The following is a 15,804-nucleotide window of genomic DNA, read 5'->3' on the forward strand; positions in this document are numbered from 1 at the left end:
GTGGGAGCGAATTCATTCGCGAATCGGTATAACAGGCGCTGATGTGTCAGGCGGTGAGGATCAATCCGCCAACCGCCACGTCGTTGCGCCCTTCCCGTCTTCCAGCACTACGCCCATGGCGGTGAGCTGGTCGCGAATGCGGTCGGATTCGGCCCAGTTCTTGTCGGCGCGGGCTTGCAGACGCGCGGCAATCAGCGCCTCCACTTCCGCCGCGTCGACACGACCTTCGGCCCCCGCACGCAGGAAGTCGTCCGCCTCGAGCTGCAACACACCGAGCACACTGGCAAGTTGCTTCAGACGCGCCGCCAGACCGGCTGCGGCGTTGACATCGCTGTCGCGCAGGCGGTTGATCTCGCGCACCATCTCGAACAGCACAGCGCAGGCTTCCGGCGTGCCGAAGTCGTCGTTCATGGCCGCCGAGAAACGCTCCACGAACGCTTCGCCGCCGGCAGGCTCGGCAACCGGCAAGCCTTTGAGCGCGTGGTAGAAACGCTCCAGCGCGCCCTTCGACTCTTTCAGGCTGTCCTCGGAGTAGTTGATCGCGCTGCGGTAGTGGCTCGACACGAGCAGATAACGCACCACTTCCGGAGAGTATTTATCCAGCACGTCGCGGATGGTGAAGAAGTTGTTCAAGGACTTGGACATCTTCTCGCCATTGATGCGGATCATGCCGCAGTGCATCCAGGCGTTGGCGTAAGTCTTGCCGGTGGCCGCTTCGCTCTGGGCAATTTCGTTTTCATGGTGCGGGAATTCCAGATCGCTGCCGCCGCCATGAATGTCGAACGTCTCACCCAGGCAGCAGGTGGACATCACGGAGCATTCGATGTGCCAGCCCGGACGGCCCGGACCCCATGGCGATTCCCAGCTGGGTTCGCCCGGTTTGACGCCTTTCCAGAGCACGAAGTCCAGCGGATCGTCTTTGGCTTCATCGACTTCGATCCGCGCGCCGATGCGCAGGTCTTCGATCTTCTTGCGCGACAGCTTGCCGTAGCCCAGAAACTTGCCGACGCGGTAGTACACGTCGCCATTGCCCGGCGCGTAGGCATAACCTTTATCGATCAGGCTCTGGATCATGTCGTGCATGCCGCCGATGTAGTCGGTGGCACGCGGCTCCATGTCCGGCTTGAGAATGTTCAGGCGCGCTTCGTCCTCGTGCATGGCATCGATCATGCGCGCCGTCAGGGCATCGAACGCTTCGCCGTTTTCACGGGCGCGATTGATGATCTTGTCGTCGATGTCGGTGATGTTGCGCACGTAGGTCAGGTCATACCCGCTGAAACGCAGCCAGCGCGTGACCAGATCGAACGCGACCATGCTGCGGCCGTGGCCCAGGTGGCAGTAGTCGTACACGGTCATGCCGCAGACGTACATGCGCACCTTGTTGCCATCCAGAGGCTTGAAGACTTCTTTGCTCTTGGTGAGCGTGTTGTAGATAGAAAGCACGGCTATTCCTTATTGACCCCAGGAATCACGCAGGGTCACGGTACGGTTGAATACCGGATGACCAGGTTTGGAGTCCTTGATGTCAGCCACGAAGTAACCTTCGCGCTCGAACTGGAAACGGTCTTCCGGCTGTGCGTCGCCCAGCGAAGGCTCGGCACGACAACCGGTGAGTACCTGCAGAGAGTCGGGGTTGATGTTGTCCAGGAAGCTGGCGCCATCTTCGGCTTTCTCAGGGTTGGCGGAACGGAACAGACGGTCGTAAAGACGCACCTCACACTCAACGCTTTGCGCCGCAGGCACCCAGTGCACCACGCCTTTGACCTTGCGGCCCTCAGGGTTCTTGCCCAGGGTGTCCGGATCGTAGGAGCAACGCAGCTCGACGATGTTGCCGTCGGCGTCCTTGATGGCCTCGTCGGCACGGATCACGTAGCTGCCGCGCAGGCGCACTTCACCGTTAGGCTCAAGACGCTTGTAGCCTTTTGGCGGTTCTTCCATGAAGTCATCGCGGTCGATGTAGATTTCACGGCCGAACGGCAGCTTGCGCACGCCCAGTTCTTCTTTCTGCGGATGACGCGGCAGTTCGAGGTGATCGACCTTGTCTTCCGGGTAGTTGGTGATCACCACTTTCAAGGGACGCAGCACGCACATGGCGCGCGGCGCGTTGTGGTCCAGGTCCTGACGGATGCTGAATTCGAGCATGCCGAAGTCGACCACGCCGTCTGAGCGGTTGGTGCCGATCATTTCGCAGAAGTTGCGGATCGACGCCGGGGTGTAGCCACGACGGCGGAAGCCCGACAGGGTCGACATGCGCGGGTCGTCCCAGCCATTGACGTGTTTCTCATCGACCAGTTGCTTGAGCTTGCGCTTGCTGGTGATGGTGTAGTTCAGGTTCAGGCGCGAGAATTCGTACTGGCGCGGCTTGCACGGCACCGGCAGGTTATCCAGGAACCAGTCGTACAGCGGACGATGGCTTTCGAACTCCAGGGTGCAGATCGAGTGCGTGATGCCTTCGATGGCATCCGACTGCCCGTGGGTGAAGTCATAGATCGGGTAGATGCACCATTTGTCGCCGGTCTGGTGGTGATGGGCGTGACGAATGCGGTACAGGATTGGGTCGCGCAGGTTCATGTTCGGCGACGCCATGTCGATCTTGGCGCGCAACACGCGGGCGCCGTCCTCGAACTCACCGGCTTTCATGCGGGCGAACAGGTCCAGGTTTTCCTCGACGCTGCGCTCGCGGAACGGGCTGTTCTTGCCAGGCTCGGTCAGGGTTCCACGGTATTCGCGCGCCTGCTCAGGGGTCAGGTCGTCGACATAAGCCTTGCCAGCCTTGATCAGCTCGACCGCCCAGTCGTGCAACTGGTCGAAATACTGCGAGGCATAACGCACTTCACCGGACCATTCGAAGCCCAGCCATTTGACGTCGCTTTCGATCGCGTCGATGTATTCCTGGTCTTCCTTGGCCGGGTTGGTGTCATCGAAACGCAAGTGCGTGACACCGCCGAACTCCTGAGCCAGACCAAAGTTGACGCAGATCGACTTGGCATGACCGATGTGCAGGTAGCCGTTGGGCTCCGGCGGGAAACGGGTCACGATCTTGGTGTGCTTGCCCGAATCCAGGTCTGCCTGCACGATCGGGCGCAGGAAGTTGGTGGGAATTGCAGGGCCTGCCTTGGTGTTGGCATTAGCGTCTTGAGTGGGCTTGCTCATAGGATCCTTGAAAACCTGACAGTCTTGGCCAGGGTAGGCCGAATAAATCAAAGCGCCTATCATAGCCGAACCTGTCAAGCCCCTGACAGCGCGCAGTGACAAAACTGCCGAGATACGCCATCGGTCATTTGAGGCGGCGACTTAACAGCGACTACCCGTTAAGCGACTAGCCTCTGTAAACTGCGCGTCTGGGTGAAATCGTCGGCATTTATTACGCTGCAGGCCGCGATCGACACGTCCAACCACGAATTCCAAAAGAGCGACTCGCACATGTCCAAAGTAAAACTGACCACCAACCACGGTGAAATCGTCCTGCAACTGAACGCCGAAAAAGCGCCGATCACGGTCGCCAACTTCGTTGAGTACGTTAATGCCGGTCATTACACCAATACGGTGTTCCACCGCGTTATCGGCAACTTCATGATCCAGGGCGGCGGTTTCGAGCCAGGCATGAAAGAGAAGAAAGACAAGCGCCCAAGCATCCAGAACGAAGCCGACAACGGCCTGCCGAACAAGAAGTACTCGGTGGCCATGGCCCGTACCATGGAGCCGCATTCGGCCTCCGCGCAGTTCTTCATCAACGTTGCTGACAACAGCTTCCTGAACCACAGCGCCAAGACCGTTCAGGGCTGGGGCTATGCGGTCTTCGGTGAAGTGATCGAAGGTCAGGACATCGTCGACAAGATCAAGGCCGTTGCCACCACGTCCAAGGCTGGCCACCAGGACGTTCCTGCTGATGACGTGATCATCGAGAAAGCAGAGATCGTTGAGTGATACTGCTGATCTCCGATCTGCATCTGGAAGAAGGACGCCCGGACATTACCCGGGCGTTTCTGGATCTACTGACTGACCGCGCCCGTGGCGCCGAGTCGCTATATATCCTCGGAGATTTTTTCGAAGCCTGGATCGGCGATGACGCGATGTCGCCCTTCCAGCGCTCGATCTGCGAGGCCCTGCGCGCTTTGAGCGACAGCGGCACGCAGGTGTTCCTGATGCATGGCAATCGCGACTTTTTGATCGGTAAGGCTTTTTGCAAAGCCGCTGGCTGCACCTTGTTGAGCGACCCGAGCGTGGTTGAACTCAACGGTGAACCGGTGTTGTTGATGCACGGCGACAGCCTGTGCACCCGCGACGAAGCCTACATGCGCATGCGCCGCTACCTGCGCAATCCACTGACTTTATGGGTTCTGCGTCACCTGCCCTTGAGCAGCCGCCATAAACTGGCGCGCAAGCTGCGCAGCGAAAGCCGCGCGCAGACCCGCATGAAAGCCAACGACATCGTTGATGTGACCCCCGAAGAAGTCCCGCGGATCATGACCGAGTTCGGCGTCAAAACGCTGATCCACGGCCACACCCACCGCCCTGCCCTGCACAAATTGCAGATCGGCGACCAGACCGCTCAACGCATTGTGCTGGGCGACTGGGACCGCGAGGGCTGGACGTTGCAGGTCGACGAACAGGGCTTTCAGCTGACCTCGTTCGGGTTCGTGCCCCAGGCGCCTTTGGCGATTGGGCATTCACAAAGCCAGGATTGAACGCAGTTGATCGTCTGGTGCAAACCTGTGGGAGCGAATTTATTCGCGAGACGGCGGCACAGCCGACAGATCTCCATGGCGGTTGGAACCTATCGCGAATGAATTCGCTCCCACAGGAGATTCCCGAACGTCATCACATCCGTTGCATCCCCGGGAACCCTATCAGTGCCCTGCGCCGGGCCCGGCTTTCGCGGCAAACGGCGGTTTGGCCATCCAGATCACCAGGATCAGCGCCATGAACAGCCAGCCCATCATGTAGAAGTAGTCCACCGTGGACATCATGTAGGCCTGGCTGGTCACCATCCCGTCAAGCTGCGCATACGCCTGATTGCTCGCCCCGCCCAGTGTGTCCAGCGCGTGCCGCGTCGTCGACTCGTAGGTGTTCACGTTTTCACTCAGGTACGCATGGTGCATGTTGGCCCGGCGAATCCAGATCCAGGTCGTCAACGAGGCCGCGAAGCTGCCACCCAGGTTACGCAGGAAGGTCGCAAGGCCCGAGCCGTCGGCAATCTGTGAAGGCGGCAGGTCCGACAACAGGATGCTCAGGGTCGGCATGAAGAACAACGCGATGCCTGCGCCCATGAACAACTGCACCAGCGCGATGTGCTCGAAATCCACCTGACTGGTGAACGCCGAGCGCATGAAACAGCTCATGCCGATGCCGAGAAACGCCAGACCCGCCAATATGCGCAGGTCGAACTTGTTGGCGTAACGTCCCACGAACGGCGACATCAACACCGGCAGAATCCCGATCGGCGCCACCGCAAGGCCTGCATAAGTCGGCGTATACCCCATCTGCGTCTGCAACCACTGAGGCAGGATCAGGTTGATGCCGAAGAACCCCGCATACCCCAACACCAGACAGATCGTGCCGACCCTGAAGTTTCGGAAACCGAACAGGCGCAGGTTCACCACCGGGTGCTCGTCGGTCATTTCCCAGATCACGAACGCCGCCAGACCGATTACCGAGATCACCGTGCCGATGATGATGAAGTTCGACGAAAACCAGTCCAGGTCATTGCCTTTGTCGAGCACGATCTGCAGAGCACCCACACCAATGATCAAGGTGATGAGTCCCACGTAGTCCATCGGCTGACGGCTCGTGGTCACGGGGCGAGCCGCCATTTGCGTACGCACCACGAATGCGGCGAACAACCCGATCGGCACGTTGATGAAGAAGATCCAGGGCCAGGTGTAGCTGTCGGTGATCCAGCCGCCGAGAATCGGCCCGGCGATGGGCGCAACGACCGTCACCATCGCCAGCAGTGCCAGTGCCATCCCCCTTTTCGCCGGGGGATAAACCGCAATCAGCAGCGTCTGGGTCATCGGGTACAGCGGCCCTGCCACCACGCCCTGCAGGACACGGAAGCCCACCAGCTCCGGCATCGAGGTGGAAATACCACACAGGAACGACGCCATCACGAACAGGATCGTGGCCCAGATAAACAGCTTCACCTCGCCAAAGCGCCGGCTCAGCCAGCCCGTCAGCGGCAAGGCGATGGCGTTACTCACGGCAAACGAGGTGATGACCCAGGTGCCTTGCTCGGAACTCACCCCCAGGTTGCCGGAAATCGTCGGCAGTGCGACGTTGGCGATGGTGGTGTCGAGCACTTGCATGAACGTCGCCAGCGACAGACCGATGGTCGTCAACAACAGGCTGGGCGGCGTAAAAGAAGCGGGAGCGTTGTTACTCATCGCGAATCCTTTGACACTCGAAAATGGCTCCGGCGATCACGCCGGAGCTGATGGATCGGCGAATCAGCGCTGGGCGGTCTTGCCGGAAGCGGAGGCGCTGTTTTCGTGAATCAGACGGTTGATCAAGGTGTCGGCCTCAGCCAGTTGCTTGACGTACACGTCCGTGGTGAAGGACGCCTGCTTGGGTGGCTGCTGCGCCAGTACCGGACCGCTCTGGTCGTGCAGGTTGACATCGACCACAGTGGACAGGCCGATGCGTAGCGGATGTTGTGCCAGTTCGTCCGGATTGATGTGAATCCGCACCGGCACGCGCTGCACGATCTTGATCCAGTTACCGGTGGCGTTCTGCGCGGGCAACAACGCAAAGGCGCTGCCCGTGCCGGCGCCCACGCTGTCCACGGTGCCGCTGTACTTCACGTCACTGCCATACAGGTCCGCTTCGATGTCCACCGGCTGACCGATGCGCATCTTGCCCAGTTGGGTTTCCTTGAAGTTGGCGTCGATCCACAGCTGATCCAAGGGAATGACCGCCATCAGTGCAGTACCCGGCTGCACTCGCTGACCCAATTGCACAGTGCGCTTGGCCACATAACCGGTAACGGGCGCAATCAGCGTGCTGCGCGCATTACTCAAGTACGCCTGACGCAACTGAGCAGCCGCCGCCTTGACGTCCGGGTGCGAGGCAACACTGGTGTCGTCGACCAACGCGGTGCTGGTCTCCAATTGCTGCTGGATGTTGTTCAGGGCGTTCTTCGCACTGGTCAAGTCATCCTGGGCGTGGGACAGCTCTTCCTGGGAAATCGCCCCGCCCGCCGCCAGGTTGCGACGACGGGTGTAGTTGTCCTGCGCCTTCTTCACCTCGGCGCGCTGGGCCGCCAACTGCGCCTTGATGCCGTCTACGTTGCTGTACAGACCGCGCACCTGACGCACGACTTTGCCCAGATTTGCCTCGGCGCTCTGCAGCGCGACTTCCGAGTCATTGGGGTCGAACTGCACCAGCACCTGGCCTTCGCGAACCAGATCGCCGTCGTCCGCACCGATGCTGACGACCGTGCCCGTCACCTGCGGCGTGATTTCTACCACGTTGCCATTGACGTAGGCGTCGTCGGTGCTTTCGCTCCAGCGCCCATAGACTTCGTACCAGGCCCAGACACCCAGGCCGCCGAGGATCACGATGACCGCCAGACCGATCAGCAGCAGTTTGCGCTTACGCGGGTTTTTCTGCGGCTGGCCGGGTTGGCCCGACTGATTCTGGGACGCTTGGCCCTGGCCAGCCTGTTGCTGACCTTCGGGGGCTTTTTGTTCGTTTGCAGTGTTGTTTTCGGTAGTGGCAGTGGCCATGACGATTACCTTAATGGGTCAGCGATGCAGTTGACGGGACGGCCGGGGCGGCGTTTTCGCCGGGCTTGCTGTCCTCGAAGCCTCCCCCCAGGGCCTGCATCAACTGGATCGAAAGATCGATTCGTTCCGCGTTGAGATCAGCCAGTTGGCGTTGCGATTGCAGCAATTGCTGCTCGACGGACAGCACATCGAGGTAGTTGCCGATGCCCGATGAGTAACGCTGAACGACGGTGTTGTAGGACTTCTGAATGACGTCGGTCGCCTCTTGGCGCGCGTCGATCTGGCTGCTGATCGAACGCAGCTGACCGATGTTGTCGCTCACGTCTCCCAGCGCGCGCACCAGGCTTTTGTTGTACTGCGCCACCGCGAGGTCGTAATCGGCGTCCCGCGCATCCAGATCGGCGCGACGACGGCCGCCATCGAAAATCGGCAGCGAAACGGTCGGCGCCACATTGAAGAAACGGCTGGCCGAGCCGAACATCGCATCGCCGAGCAGGGATTCAACGCCTGCTGACGCGCTGAGGTTCAGGTTTGGATAGAAGTTGGTCTTGCTGACGTCGATGTTTTTGCTTGCCGCTTCAACCCGCCAGCGTGCCGCCACCAGATCGGGTCGGCGACCGAGCAGTTCGGCTGGCACCGTTGACGGCAATTGCACCACAGCCGGTTTCAAGACTGAGGGCCGAGCGAGCTCTTCACCGCGATCCGGGCCTTTGCCCATCAACACGGCAAGGGAAATTTTCGCGGTGCGCAGGCGCTTGTCGGCGTCGGCCAGGGATTCCCGGGAGCTGGCTTCCAGACTTTCGGTCTGCTGATACTGGTATTCGCTGTCGATGCCGGACTTGAAGCGACGGGCGCCCAGTTCGAGCAATTGCCGGGTGCGCTTCAGGTCTTCAGCGGCCAGATCGCGAACCACGTAGGCCTGGCCAAGGTCGCTGTAGGCGCGGGCGACGTCGGCCGCGAGGGTCAACTGCGCCGCCCGCTGGTCGATCTCGGTGGCACGAGCCTGGCCCAATGCCGCTTCCCAGGCCGCCCGCTGGCCGCCCCACAAATCGAAGTTGTAATTGAAGGTCGCGCCCAGACTGCGCAGGGTGCTGTAACGGCCACCCTGCCCGAGCGGGTCCTGATCCCGCGCCAGACGCGAGCGGCTGACGCTGCCACTGGCGTCGACGGTCGGCATGCGTTCGGCATCGGCGCCATAGGCGGCGGCAGTTGCCTGATGGGTGCGCGCAGCCGCGATCTGCATGTCCGGGCTGTCGCGCAGCGCTTCGGTGATCAAACCGTTGAGTTGTGGATCGCCGAGGCTGGTCCACCAGTCGCGCTTGGGCCAGGCGGCCGGCGACAGGTTGACGCCTTGCAGGCTCTGTCCGGCCTGCAGGCTGTTGGCATCGATGCCGACGCCTTCTGTGTTCAGGCCTTTGGAGTTCGCACAACCGGCCATGACCAGCGCGACAAACACCAGGCTCAATGAAGTGCGCAGGGCCGAGCCCTGTTTGGGTCGTATGTTCATTTTCCTGCCAACCGGGCGAGTGTGATGGAGTCAGCCGAGGCCACCAGAATCTTGGTGAGGATCTTTTCCAGCGTGGCCAGTTCACTGTCTTCCAGCACGCCGACCATCTCGTTCATCGCGGCCGCGCCGACGTGCGGCAACAGGTCGGAAAGCGCCTGGCCCGACTCGGTCAGCACCAGCCGCACCTGACGACGATCGGACTCGCAGCGTGTGCGGACCAACAGCCCTTTCTGCTCAAGACGATCGAGCATGCGGGTCATGGAACCGCTGTCCAGTGACAGCGAACGACACAGCTCGGCCGGGGTGTCGGCGTTGAACCTGGAGATGATCACCAGCACCTTGAACTGCTGAGCAGTGACGTCGTGAGGTTCCAGGTGCTTGTCGAGGATGCGGTTTTTCAGCTGTTCGGCTCGGCCGAGGAGCATGCCGAGGAAGCTTTCATTAAAACGTTCAGGGGTGAAATGAACCATTGATAGTCACCAATTATCTGCCTAGGCAGTGAATGGCCCGAATATTACTGCCTAAGCAGCTAACACACAATGAAACAATTTTTAGGATGCAGAGTTCCTGACGAACGTGGTCGCCCGGATCGGTGGCGGGAGGTGGCGAATTCGGTTCTCTGGAGGGGTGGTGTCAGGCCTGCCGACAAGGCGTTGCGAAAGACTGCGACCTGTAGGAGCCGGCTTGGTGCGGGCCGCGTTCGGACGAAGGCATCAGGCCAGCCGACATCACCATTGGCTGACCCATCGCGTTCGCTGCCCTCGTAACCTCGGACGTCCTACAGTTATCGCGGCGTAATCTGGATTCGCGGCTGGCAGAACCTCTGTGGGAGCGAGCTTGCTGGCGAATGCGGTGGGTCATCCGACATGTTCATCACTGACCCATCGCGTTCGCTGCCCTCGTAACCTCGGACGTCTCCTACAGTTATCGCGGCGTAATCTGGATTCGCGGCTGGCGCAGCGCCTATGGGAGCCGGCGTTCGGCAGTGTTATGGGCGTCAGCGTGGCGAAAACGGCGTTACAGCGCAGGCACACCGCTGTGAAAGCGAAAGTCCTCGTCAGGGCTTTCGATCAGCTCGCGCTCGGCGAGGCGGATTTCTTCGATCTTGGCGTCGACGTCCTTCTCATCGCCATACAGGTAGGCGAGCTTGAGGTAGTCCTGAAAGTGCCGGGCTTCGGACTTGAGCAGGCTGGCGTAGAACTTCGACAGGTCGGCATCCAGGTGCGGCACCAGCGCGGCAAACCTTTCGCATGAACGCGCCTCGACGATAGCACCGACCACCAGCGCATCGGTCAGGCGATAGGGGTTGTGGTTGCGCACCAATTTGCGCAGCGAACCGGCATACCGGGCCGAGCTGATGTTGGCCATCGGGATGCCACGTTTCTTGATGATGCCGATCACTTGCTCGAAATGACGCAACTCTTCACGGGCCAGGCGCGACATCTTGGCCAGCAGATCGAATTTGTCGTTGTACTGAAACATGAACTGAAACGCCGCGCCGGCGGCCTTCTTTTCATTGTTGGCGTGGTCGATCAGCAAAATATCCAGATTCTGCAACGCGGCCTGAACCCAGCTGTCAGGGGTGGGGCAAAGCAGGAAAGCGTCGACTTCTGGGTAAATCTGCATGGTTTCACAACTGGATGGATGACAAGGCGCAGCATTATACGGGCGCTGCGGCACAGGACCAGTGTCTTTGGCCGGAAAAAGCATGACCGCGATCAACGCGACGAATGACGACGGGCAACTATAGTTAAGTCATCGAACAGTCCTGGCACCCAGGCGGTCGAACACTTCATGGAAATACTCCAGGGAGATCAGCTCATGCAATCGATTCGCCGAATTCTGGTCATCATCGAACCCAGCGCGGAAACGGACAAGGTCGAGAGCCTGGCGATGCGACGGGCGTGTCTGATCGCTAACGCAGCGAAGTCGAAGTCGAACCCCGACATTAAGGAGCCCAGCCTGCATCTGCTGATCTGCGACAAGAAGCTCGACCATTCCGAGCTACTCGCAACCCTGAAGCATGACTTGCAGGCGGAAGACTTCAATGTCACCGCGCAACAGGAATGGCATGAGAGCGCTCATCAGACCATCATCAAGGTGCAGCAGGCCGAAGGCTCGGACCTGGTCATCAAACAGCACTTTCCCGACAGCACGCTCAAGCGTGCCCTGCTGACGCCCGCCGACTGGAAGTTGCTGCGCTACTGCCCCTGCCCGGTGCTGATGGTTAAAACCGATCGCCCCTGGAAAGGTTCGGCGGTGCTGGCGGCCGTGGATGTAGGGAATCCCGACGGCGAGCACAGCGCCCTGCATTACAGCATCATCCAGCATGGCCACCACCTCGCTCAGATCACAGGGATAGACCTGCACGTGATTGCCGCCCACCCGTCTCCCCTGCTGTCGGCTGCTGATCCTGTGTATCAGTTGTCGTCGAGTGTGGAAGGCCAATACCGTGAGCAGTGCAAGGTTTTTCAGACCGAATTCAACATCGACGACGCGCATTTGCACATTGCCGAGGGGCCGGCGGACGTGCTGATTCCTTTTACCGCGCACCACCTGAAAGCGGCCGTCACGGTCATTGGCACCGTGGGGCGCACGGGCATCTCCGGCGCGCTGATCGGCAATACCGCCGAAGTGGTGCTGGATTCTCTGGAAAGTGACGTGCTGGTGCTCAAGAGCGAAGAGGGGCTGGCTCGCGACTGACCTGCCGCGAAAGGCTGCTGCCCGAAAGGCCGTGGGACTCAGCCGATCGCATCCTTCAGAAATCCCGGGGCGATGTAGCGCTCATAATGCGCCTCGGACAGCAGGAAGAATTCCCGATCAATGGCATCGCGCAGATCCGGCAGCGGCCAGTCACGAAATTCGGGCAACAGCACCATGCCATAAGCCTCCAGCTGATTGATGACCCGCGCACCGCGGGCAATCAATTGGTACGCCCAGCAATACTCAGACTGCTGCGGCACGAAGCGGATCTTGCGCAGCTCCAGCTGTTGGCGCAGCTTGCCAGCATCGAACACTTCAACCTTGGCCGCCATCACCTGCACCAGCAACTGCTCCAGACGCAACCAGACCGCGCGCTTTTCGTCCTCGTTGTAGCCGTTCCAGTGGATCACCTCATGGTGGAAGCGCTTGCAGCCCCGGCACACCAGGTCGCCGTAGACGGTGGAACACAAGCCCACGCAGGGCGTCTTGATCACGTGATTGGACATGGTGGAAAAACACGGCGGCGGACGAAACAAGCCCGCATGTTAGCCCTTTGTCTAACGGGGTACACCCCCGAAGATGTAGGGTCTAACTTACCTTTACTTTTTTTTTGCCGTAGAATCACCGGGCCTTTTAAGGCGCCAATGTCCGTTGGAAGCTGTTTTCAAAGCGTCACGAGCACAGTCAAGTCTACCCAGCAGTCGGTTCTACGACGCAGGCTCGCCCTGCGTCCCCTCCTCAGGAACCGTTCATGCAGGCGTAAAACTTTGAAAACAGCTTCTGTTGGAGATCGTCAGCTGCCTGCCATAAGACTCAAAAAGTTTTTGACGAGCACGGCTGCGGACTTTCTCTGGATGAGCGTCCCGGACACCCATTTGGGACCACTGATGAGGGTAATACTGTGCTTGAAGCCTACCGTAAACACATCGAAGAGCGTGCCGCCCAGGGTATCGTGCCCCAGCCGCTTAACGCCGAACAAACTGCAGGCCTGGTCGAGCTGCTGAAAAACCCACCGGCTGGCGAAGAAGCTGTCCTGCTTGACCTGATCACCAATCGCGTTCCGCCTGGCGTTGACGAAGCTGCCTACGTCAAAGCCGGTTTCCTTTCCGCTCTGGCCAAAGGCGAAGTCACCTCCCCTCTGCTGGACAAGAAACGCGCTGTAGAACTGCTTGGCACCATGCAAGGCGGCTACAACATCGTAACGATGGTCGACCTCCTGGACGACGCCGAGCTGGCACCGGTTGCCGCCGAACAACTGAAGCACACCCTGCTGATGTTCGACGCCTTCCACGACGTCGCTGAAAAAGCCAAGAACGGCAACGCTCACGCTCAAGGCGTGTTGCAGTCCTGGGCTGACGGCGAGTGGTTCCAGAAGCGCCCGACCCTGGCCGAGAAAATCAGCCTGCGCGTTTTCAAAGTGACCGGCGAAACCAACACCGACGACCTGTCCCCTGCGCCTGACGCCTGGTCCCGCCCGGACATCCCGCTGCACGCCCTGGCCATGCTGAAAATGGCGCGCGACGGCATCGTGCCTGACGTACAAGGCTCCATCGGCCCGATGAAGCAGATCGAAGAAATGCGTGGCCAGGGTTTCCCTATCGCCTACGTCGGTGACGTGGTCGGTACCGGCTCCTCGCGTAAATCGGCGACCAACTCGGTGCTTTGGTTCTTCGGTGACGACGTTCCGTACGTCCCGAACAAGCGCGCTGGCGGCTTCTGCTTCGGCAGCAAGATCGCTCCGATCTTCTACAACACCATGGAAGATGCGGGCGCACTGCCCATCGAATTCGATGTGACCAACATCAACATGGGCGACGTGATCGACGTTTACCCCTACGCGGGTAAGGTCTGCAAGCACGACAGCGACGAAGTGATCACCACTTTCGAACTGAAGACTCCAGTCCTGCTGGACGAAGTCCGTGCTGGCGGTCGTATCCCGCTGATCATCGGTCGCGGTCTGACCGGCAAGGCACGTACAGAGCTGGGCCTGCCGCCATCGACCCTGTTCAAGCTGCCTGAAGTTCCTGCTGCCAGCACCAAAGGCTTCACCCTGGCACAGAAGATGGTCGGCAAGGCGTGTGCTCTCCCGGAAGGCAAAGGCGTTCGTCCTGGCACCTACTGCGAACCGAAAATGACCACCGTCGGCTCTCAGGACACCACCGGTCCAATGACCCGTGACGAACTGAAAGACCTGGCGTGCCTGGGCTTCTCGACCGACCTGGTGATGCAGTCCTTCTGTCACACCGCGGCGTATCCAAAGCCGATCGACGTCAAGACTCACCACACCCTGCCTGACTTCATCATGACCCGTGGCGGCGTTTCGCTGCGTCCGGGCGACGGCATCATCCACAGCTGGCTGAACCGCATGCTGCTGCCGGACACCGTCGGTACCGGTGGTGACTCCCACACCCGTTTCCCGATCGGTATCTCGTTCCCGGCCGGTTCCGGTCTGGTTGCGTTCGCCGCTGCCACCGGCGTCATGCCGCTGGACATGCCGGAGTCGATCCTGGTTCGTTTCAAAGGCAAGCTGCAACCGGGCGTCACCCTGCGTGACCTGGTTCATGCCATTCCTTACTACGCGATCCAGAAAGGCCTGTTGACCGTCGAGAAGAAAGGCAAGAAGAACGCCTTCTCCGGCCGCATCCTGGAGATCGAAGGTCTGGAAACCCTGACCGTCGAGCAAGCCTTCGAACTGTCTGACGCGTCGGCCGAGCGCTCTGCCGCCGGTTGCACCATCAAACTGTCGAAAGAGTCGATCACCGAGTACCTCAACTCGAACATCACCCTGCTGCGCTGGATGATCGGCGAAGGCTACGGCGACCCACGTACGCTGGAGCGTCGTGCTCAGGCGATGGAAGCCTGGGTGGCCAACCCTGAGCTGCTGGAAGCCGACGCTGACGCTGAATACGCCGAGATCATCGAGATCGACCTGGCCGACGTCAAAGAGCCCGTGCTCTGCGCGCCGAACGACCCGGACGACGCCCGTCTGCTGTCCAGCGTTGCTGGCGAGAAGATCGACGAAGTGTTCATCGGTTCGTGCATGACCAACATCGGTCACTTCCGCGCTGCCGGTAAGTTGCTGGATCAGGTCAAAGGTCAGCTTCCAACCCGTCTGTGGCTGTCGCCGCCGACCAAGATGGACGCTCACCAGCTGACCGAGGAAGGCTACTACGGTATCTACGGCAAGGCTGGCGCGCGCATGGAAATGCCGGGCTGCTCGTTGTGCATGGGTAACCAGGCACGCGTAGAGCCGAACTCGACCGTGGTGTCGACGTCGACCCGTAACTTCCCGAACCGTCTGGGTGATGGTGCGAACGTTTACCTGGCTTCGGCCGAGTTGGCGTCCGTTGCGTCGATCCTGGGTCGTCTGCCGACCGTTGAGGAGTACATGGAGTACGCGGGCAAGATCGACAGCATGGCTGCCGATGTTTACCGTTACCTGAGCTTCGACCAGATTGCCGAGTTCCGTGAAATCGCAGCGAACGCCAAGATTCCGGTTGTTCAAGCGTAAGCGCGAAACAGAGCGTTGAAAGAACCCCGCTTCGGCGGGGTTTTTTTATGGGTGTTTGGGTTTGGGTTTGGGTTTGGGTGGCTCTGGGTGGTGGGTGTATATCCGTTATTTGGGGTGGCGCGGATATGGGTTCCGCTCTTACAGCGGGTCACTTTTGAAAAGGCACCAAAAGTAACCAAAAGTGCCCTGCTCCTGGTTGGGCCCGACTTCGTCGGGTACCCGCACTCCTACGACGCTCCGTGGGCCCGCGCTGAACGGATATCCATGTCCTGGCAGCGCTCTCGCGGCATCCCTGCCGCTCGGCCCACTGCGCGTCGTCTGCGTTTGGCCTGCACCCAAGTCGCGTTCTGCGGCGTCTG

The 15,804-nt window shown here is 60.2% G+C and carries 12 protein-coding genes; 4 read left to right on the plus strand and 8 right to left on the minus strand.

Annotated features, from left to right (window positions below; genetic code table 11):
* Positions 1-60: 60 nt before the first annotated feature.
* Entirely contained in the window at positions 61-1,443 is a 1,383-nt protein-coding gene (gene cysS, locus AB4N84_RS02800; protein WP_460045176.1) for a cysteine--tRNA ligase, read from the minus strand.
* 9 nt (positions 1,444-1,452) lie between these two features.
* Positions 1,453-3,153: a glutamine--tRNA ligase/YqeY domain fusion protein gene (locus AB4N84_RS02805; protein ID WP_074757152.1), complete on the minus strand. Its 1,701-nt coding sequence runs from the start codon at positions 3,151-3,153 to the stop codon at positions 1,453-1,455.
* Between the two features lie 270 nt (positions 3,154-3,423).
* Between AB4N84_RS02805 and AB4N84_RS02810 the strand changes: the two genes are divergently transcribed.
* Both AB4N84_RS02810 and lpxH read left to right on the plus strand, forming a co-directional pair.
* Positions 3,424-3,927, plus strand: coding sequence for a peptidylprolyl isomerase (locus AB4N84_RS02810; RefSeq protein ID WP_074757367.1), 504 nt, complete (start codon positions 3,424-3,426; stop codon positions 3,925-3,927).
* Positions 3,924-4,688 carry a UDP-2,3-diacylglucosamine diphosphatase gene (gene lpxH / locus AB4N84_RS02815; protein ID WP_460045177.1) on the plus strand — a complete coding sequence of 255 codons (765 nt, stop codon included), beginning with the start codon at positions 3,924-3,926 and terminating at the stop codon, positions 4,686-4,688. Before AB4N84_RS02810 ends, lpxH begins: the two co-directional genes overlap by 4 nt.
* A gap of 162 nt (positions 4,689-4,850) precedes the next feature.
* Here lpxH and AB4N84_RS02820 read toward each other — a convergent pair whose 3' ends face one another.
* The 5 genes from AB4N84_RS02820 to AB4N84_RS02840 form a co-directional block, all read right to left on the minus strand.
* Positions 4,851-6,383, minus strand: coding sequence for a DHA2 family efflux MFS transporter permease subunit (locus tag AB4N84_RS02820; protein WP_074757156.1), 1,533 nt, complete (start codon positions 6,381-6,383; stop codon positions 4,851-4,853).
* A gap of 63 nt (positions 6,384-6,446) precedes the next feature.
* Positions 6,447-7,724: an HlyD family efflux transporter periplasmic adaptor subunit gene (locus tag AB4N84_RS02825; RefSeq protein ID WP_460045178.1), complete on the minus strand. Its 1,278-nt coding sequence runs from the start codon at positions 7,722-7,724 to the stop codon at positions 6,447-6,449.
* A gap of 10 nt (positions 7,725-7,734) precedes the next feature.
* Positions 7,735-9,231, minus strand: a complete 1,497-nt coding sequence (locus tag AB4N84_RS02830) for an efflux transporter outer membrane subunit (RefSeq protein ID WP_460045179.1) — start codon at positions 9,229-9,231, stop codon at positions 7,735-7,737.
* Entirely contained in the window at positions 9,228-9,701 is a 474-nt protein-coding gene (locus tag AB4N84_RS02835; RefSeq protein ID WP_074757162.1) for a MarR family winged helix-turn-helix transcriptional regulator, read from the minus strand. Before AB4N84_RS02835 ends, AB4N84_RS02830 begins: the two co-directional genes overlap by 4 nt.
* A gap of 547 nt (positions 9,702-10,248) precedes the next feature.
* Entirely contained in the window at positions 10,249-10,857 is a 609-nt protein-coding gene (locus AB4N84_RS02840) for a MiaE family protein (protein WP_460045181.1), read from the minus strand.
* A gap of 195 nt (positions 10,858-11,052) precedes the next feature.
* Between AB4N84_RS02840 and AB4N84_RS02845 the strand changes: the two genes are divergently transcribed.
* On the plus strand, positions 11,053-11,934 hold the full coding sequence (locus AB4N84_RS02845; protein ID WP_460045183.1) for a universal stress protein: 882 nt from the start codon (positions 11,053-11,055) through the stop codon (positions 11,932-11,934).
* Positions 11,935-11,972: 38 nt separating this feature from the next.
* Here the strand turns inward: AB4N84_RS02845 and AB4N84_RS02850 are convergent, their stop codons facing one another.
* Positions 11,973-12,440 carry a DUF1289 domain-containing protein gene (locus AB4N84_RS02850; RefSeq protein WP_074757168.1) on the minus strand — a complete coding sequence of 156 codons (468 nt, stop codon included), beginning with the start codon at positions 12,438-12,440 and terminating at the stop codon, positions 11,973-11,975.
* 395 nt (positions 12,441-12,835) lie between these two features.
* Between AB4N84_RS02850 and acnB the strand changes: the two genes are divergently transcribed.
* A complete protein-coding gene (gene acnB / locus AB4N84_RS02855) occupies positions 12,836-15,445 on the plus strand; it encodes a bifunctional aconitate hydratase 2/2-methylisocitrate dehydratase (RefSeq protein WP_074757170.1) in 2,610 nt (869 codons plus the stop codon).
* The last annotated feature ends 359 nt before the right edge of the window (positions 15,446-15,804 follow it).

Source organism: Pseudomonas sp. S2_H01, from assembly GCF_054668305.1.

Excerpts from the sequence above, each read along its gene's own strand:
- AB4N84_RS02805 (WP_074757152.1), bottom strand. The coding sequence starts at position 3,153 with ATGAGCAAGCCCACTCAAGACGCTAATGCCAACACCAAGGCAGGCCCT.
- AB4N84_RS02810 (WP_074757367.1), top strand. The coding sequence starts at position 3,424 with ATGTCCAAAGTAAAACTGACCACCAACCACGGTGAAATCGTCCTGCAA.
- AB4N84_RS02820 (WP_074757156.1), bottom strand. The coding sequence starts at position 6,383 with ATGAGTAACAACGCTCCCGCTTCTTTTACGCCGCCCAGCCTGTTGTTG.
- AB4N84_RS02825 (WP_460045178.1), bottom strand. The coding sequence starts at position 7,724 with ATGGCCACTGCCACTACCGAAAACAACACTGCAAACGAACAAAAAGCC.
- AB4N84_RS02830 (WP_460045179.1), bottom strand. The coding sequence starts at position 9,231 with ATGAACATACGACCCAAACAGGGCTCGGCCCTGCGCACTTCATTGAGC.
- AB4N84_RS02835 (WP_074757162.1), bottom strand. The coding sequence starts at position 9,701 with ATGGTTCATTTCACCCCTGAACGTTTTAATGAAAGCTTCCTCGGCATG.
- AB4N84_RS02840 (WP_460045181.1), bottom strand. The coding sequence starts at position 10,857 with ATGCAGATTTACCCAGAAGTCGACGCTTTCCTGCTTTGCCCCACCCCT.
- AB4N84_RS02845 (WP_460045183.1), top strand. The coding sequence starts at position 11,053 with ATGCAATCGATTCGCCGAATTCTGGTCATCATCGAACCCAGCGCGGAA.
- AB4N84_RS02850 (WP_074757168.1), bottom strand. The coding sequence starts at position 12,440 with ATGTCCAATCACGTGATCAAGACGCCCTGCGTGGGCTTGTGTTCCACC.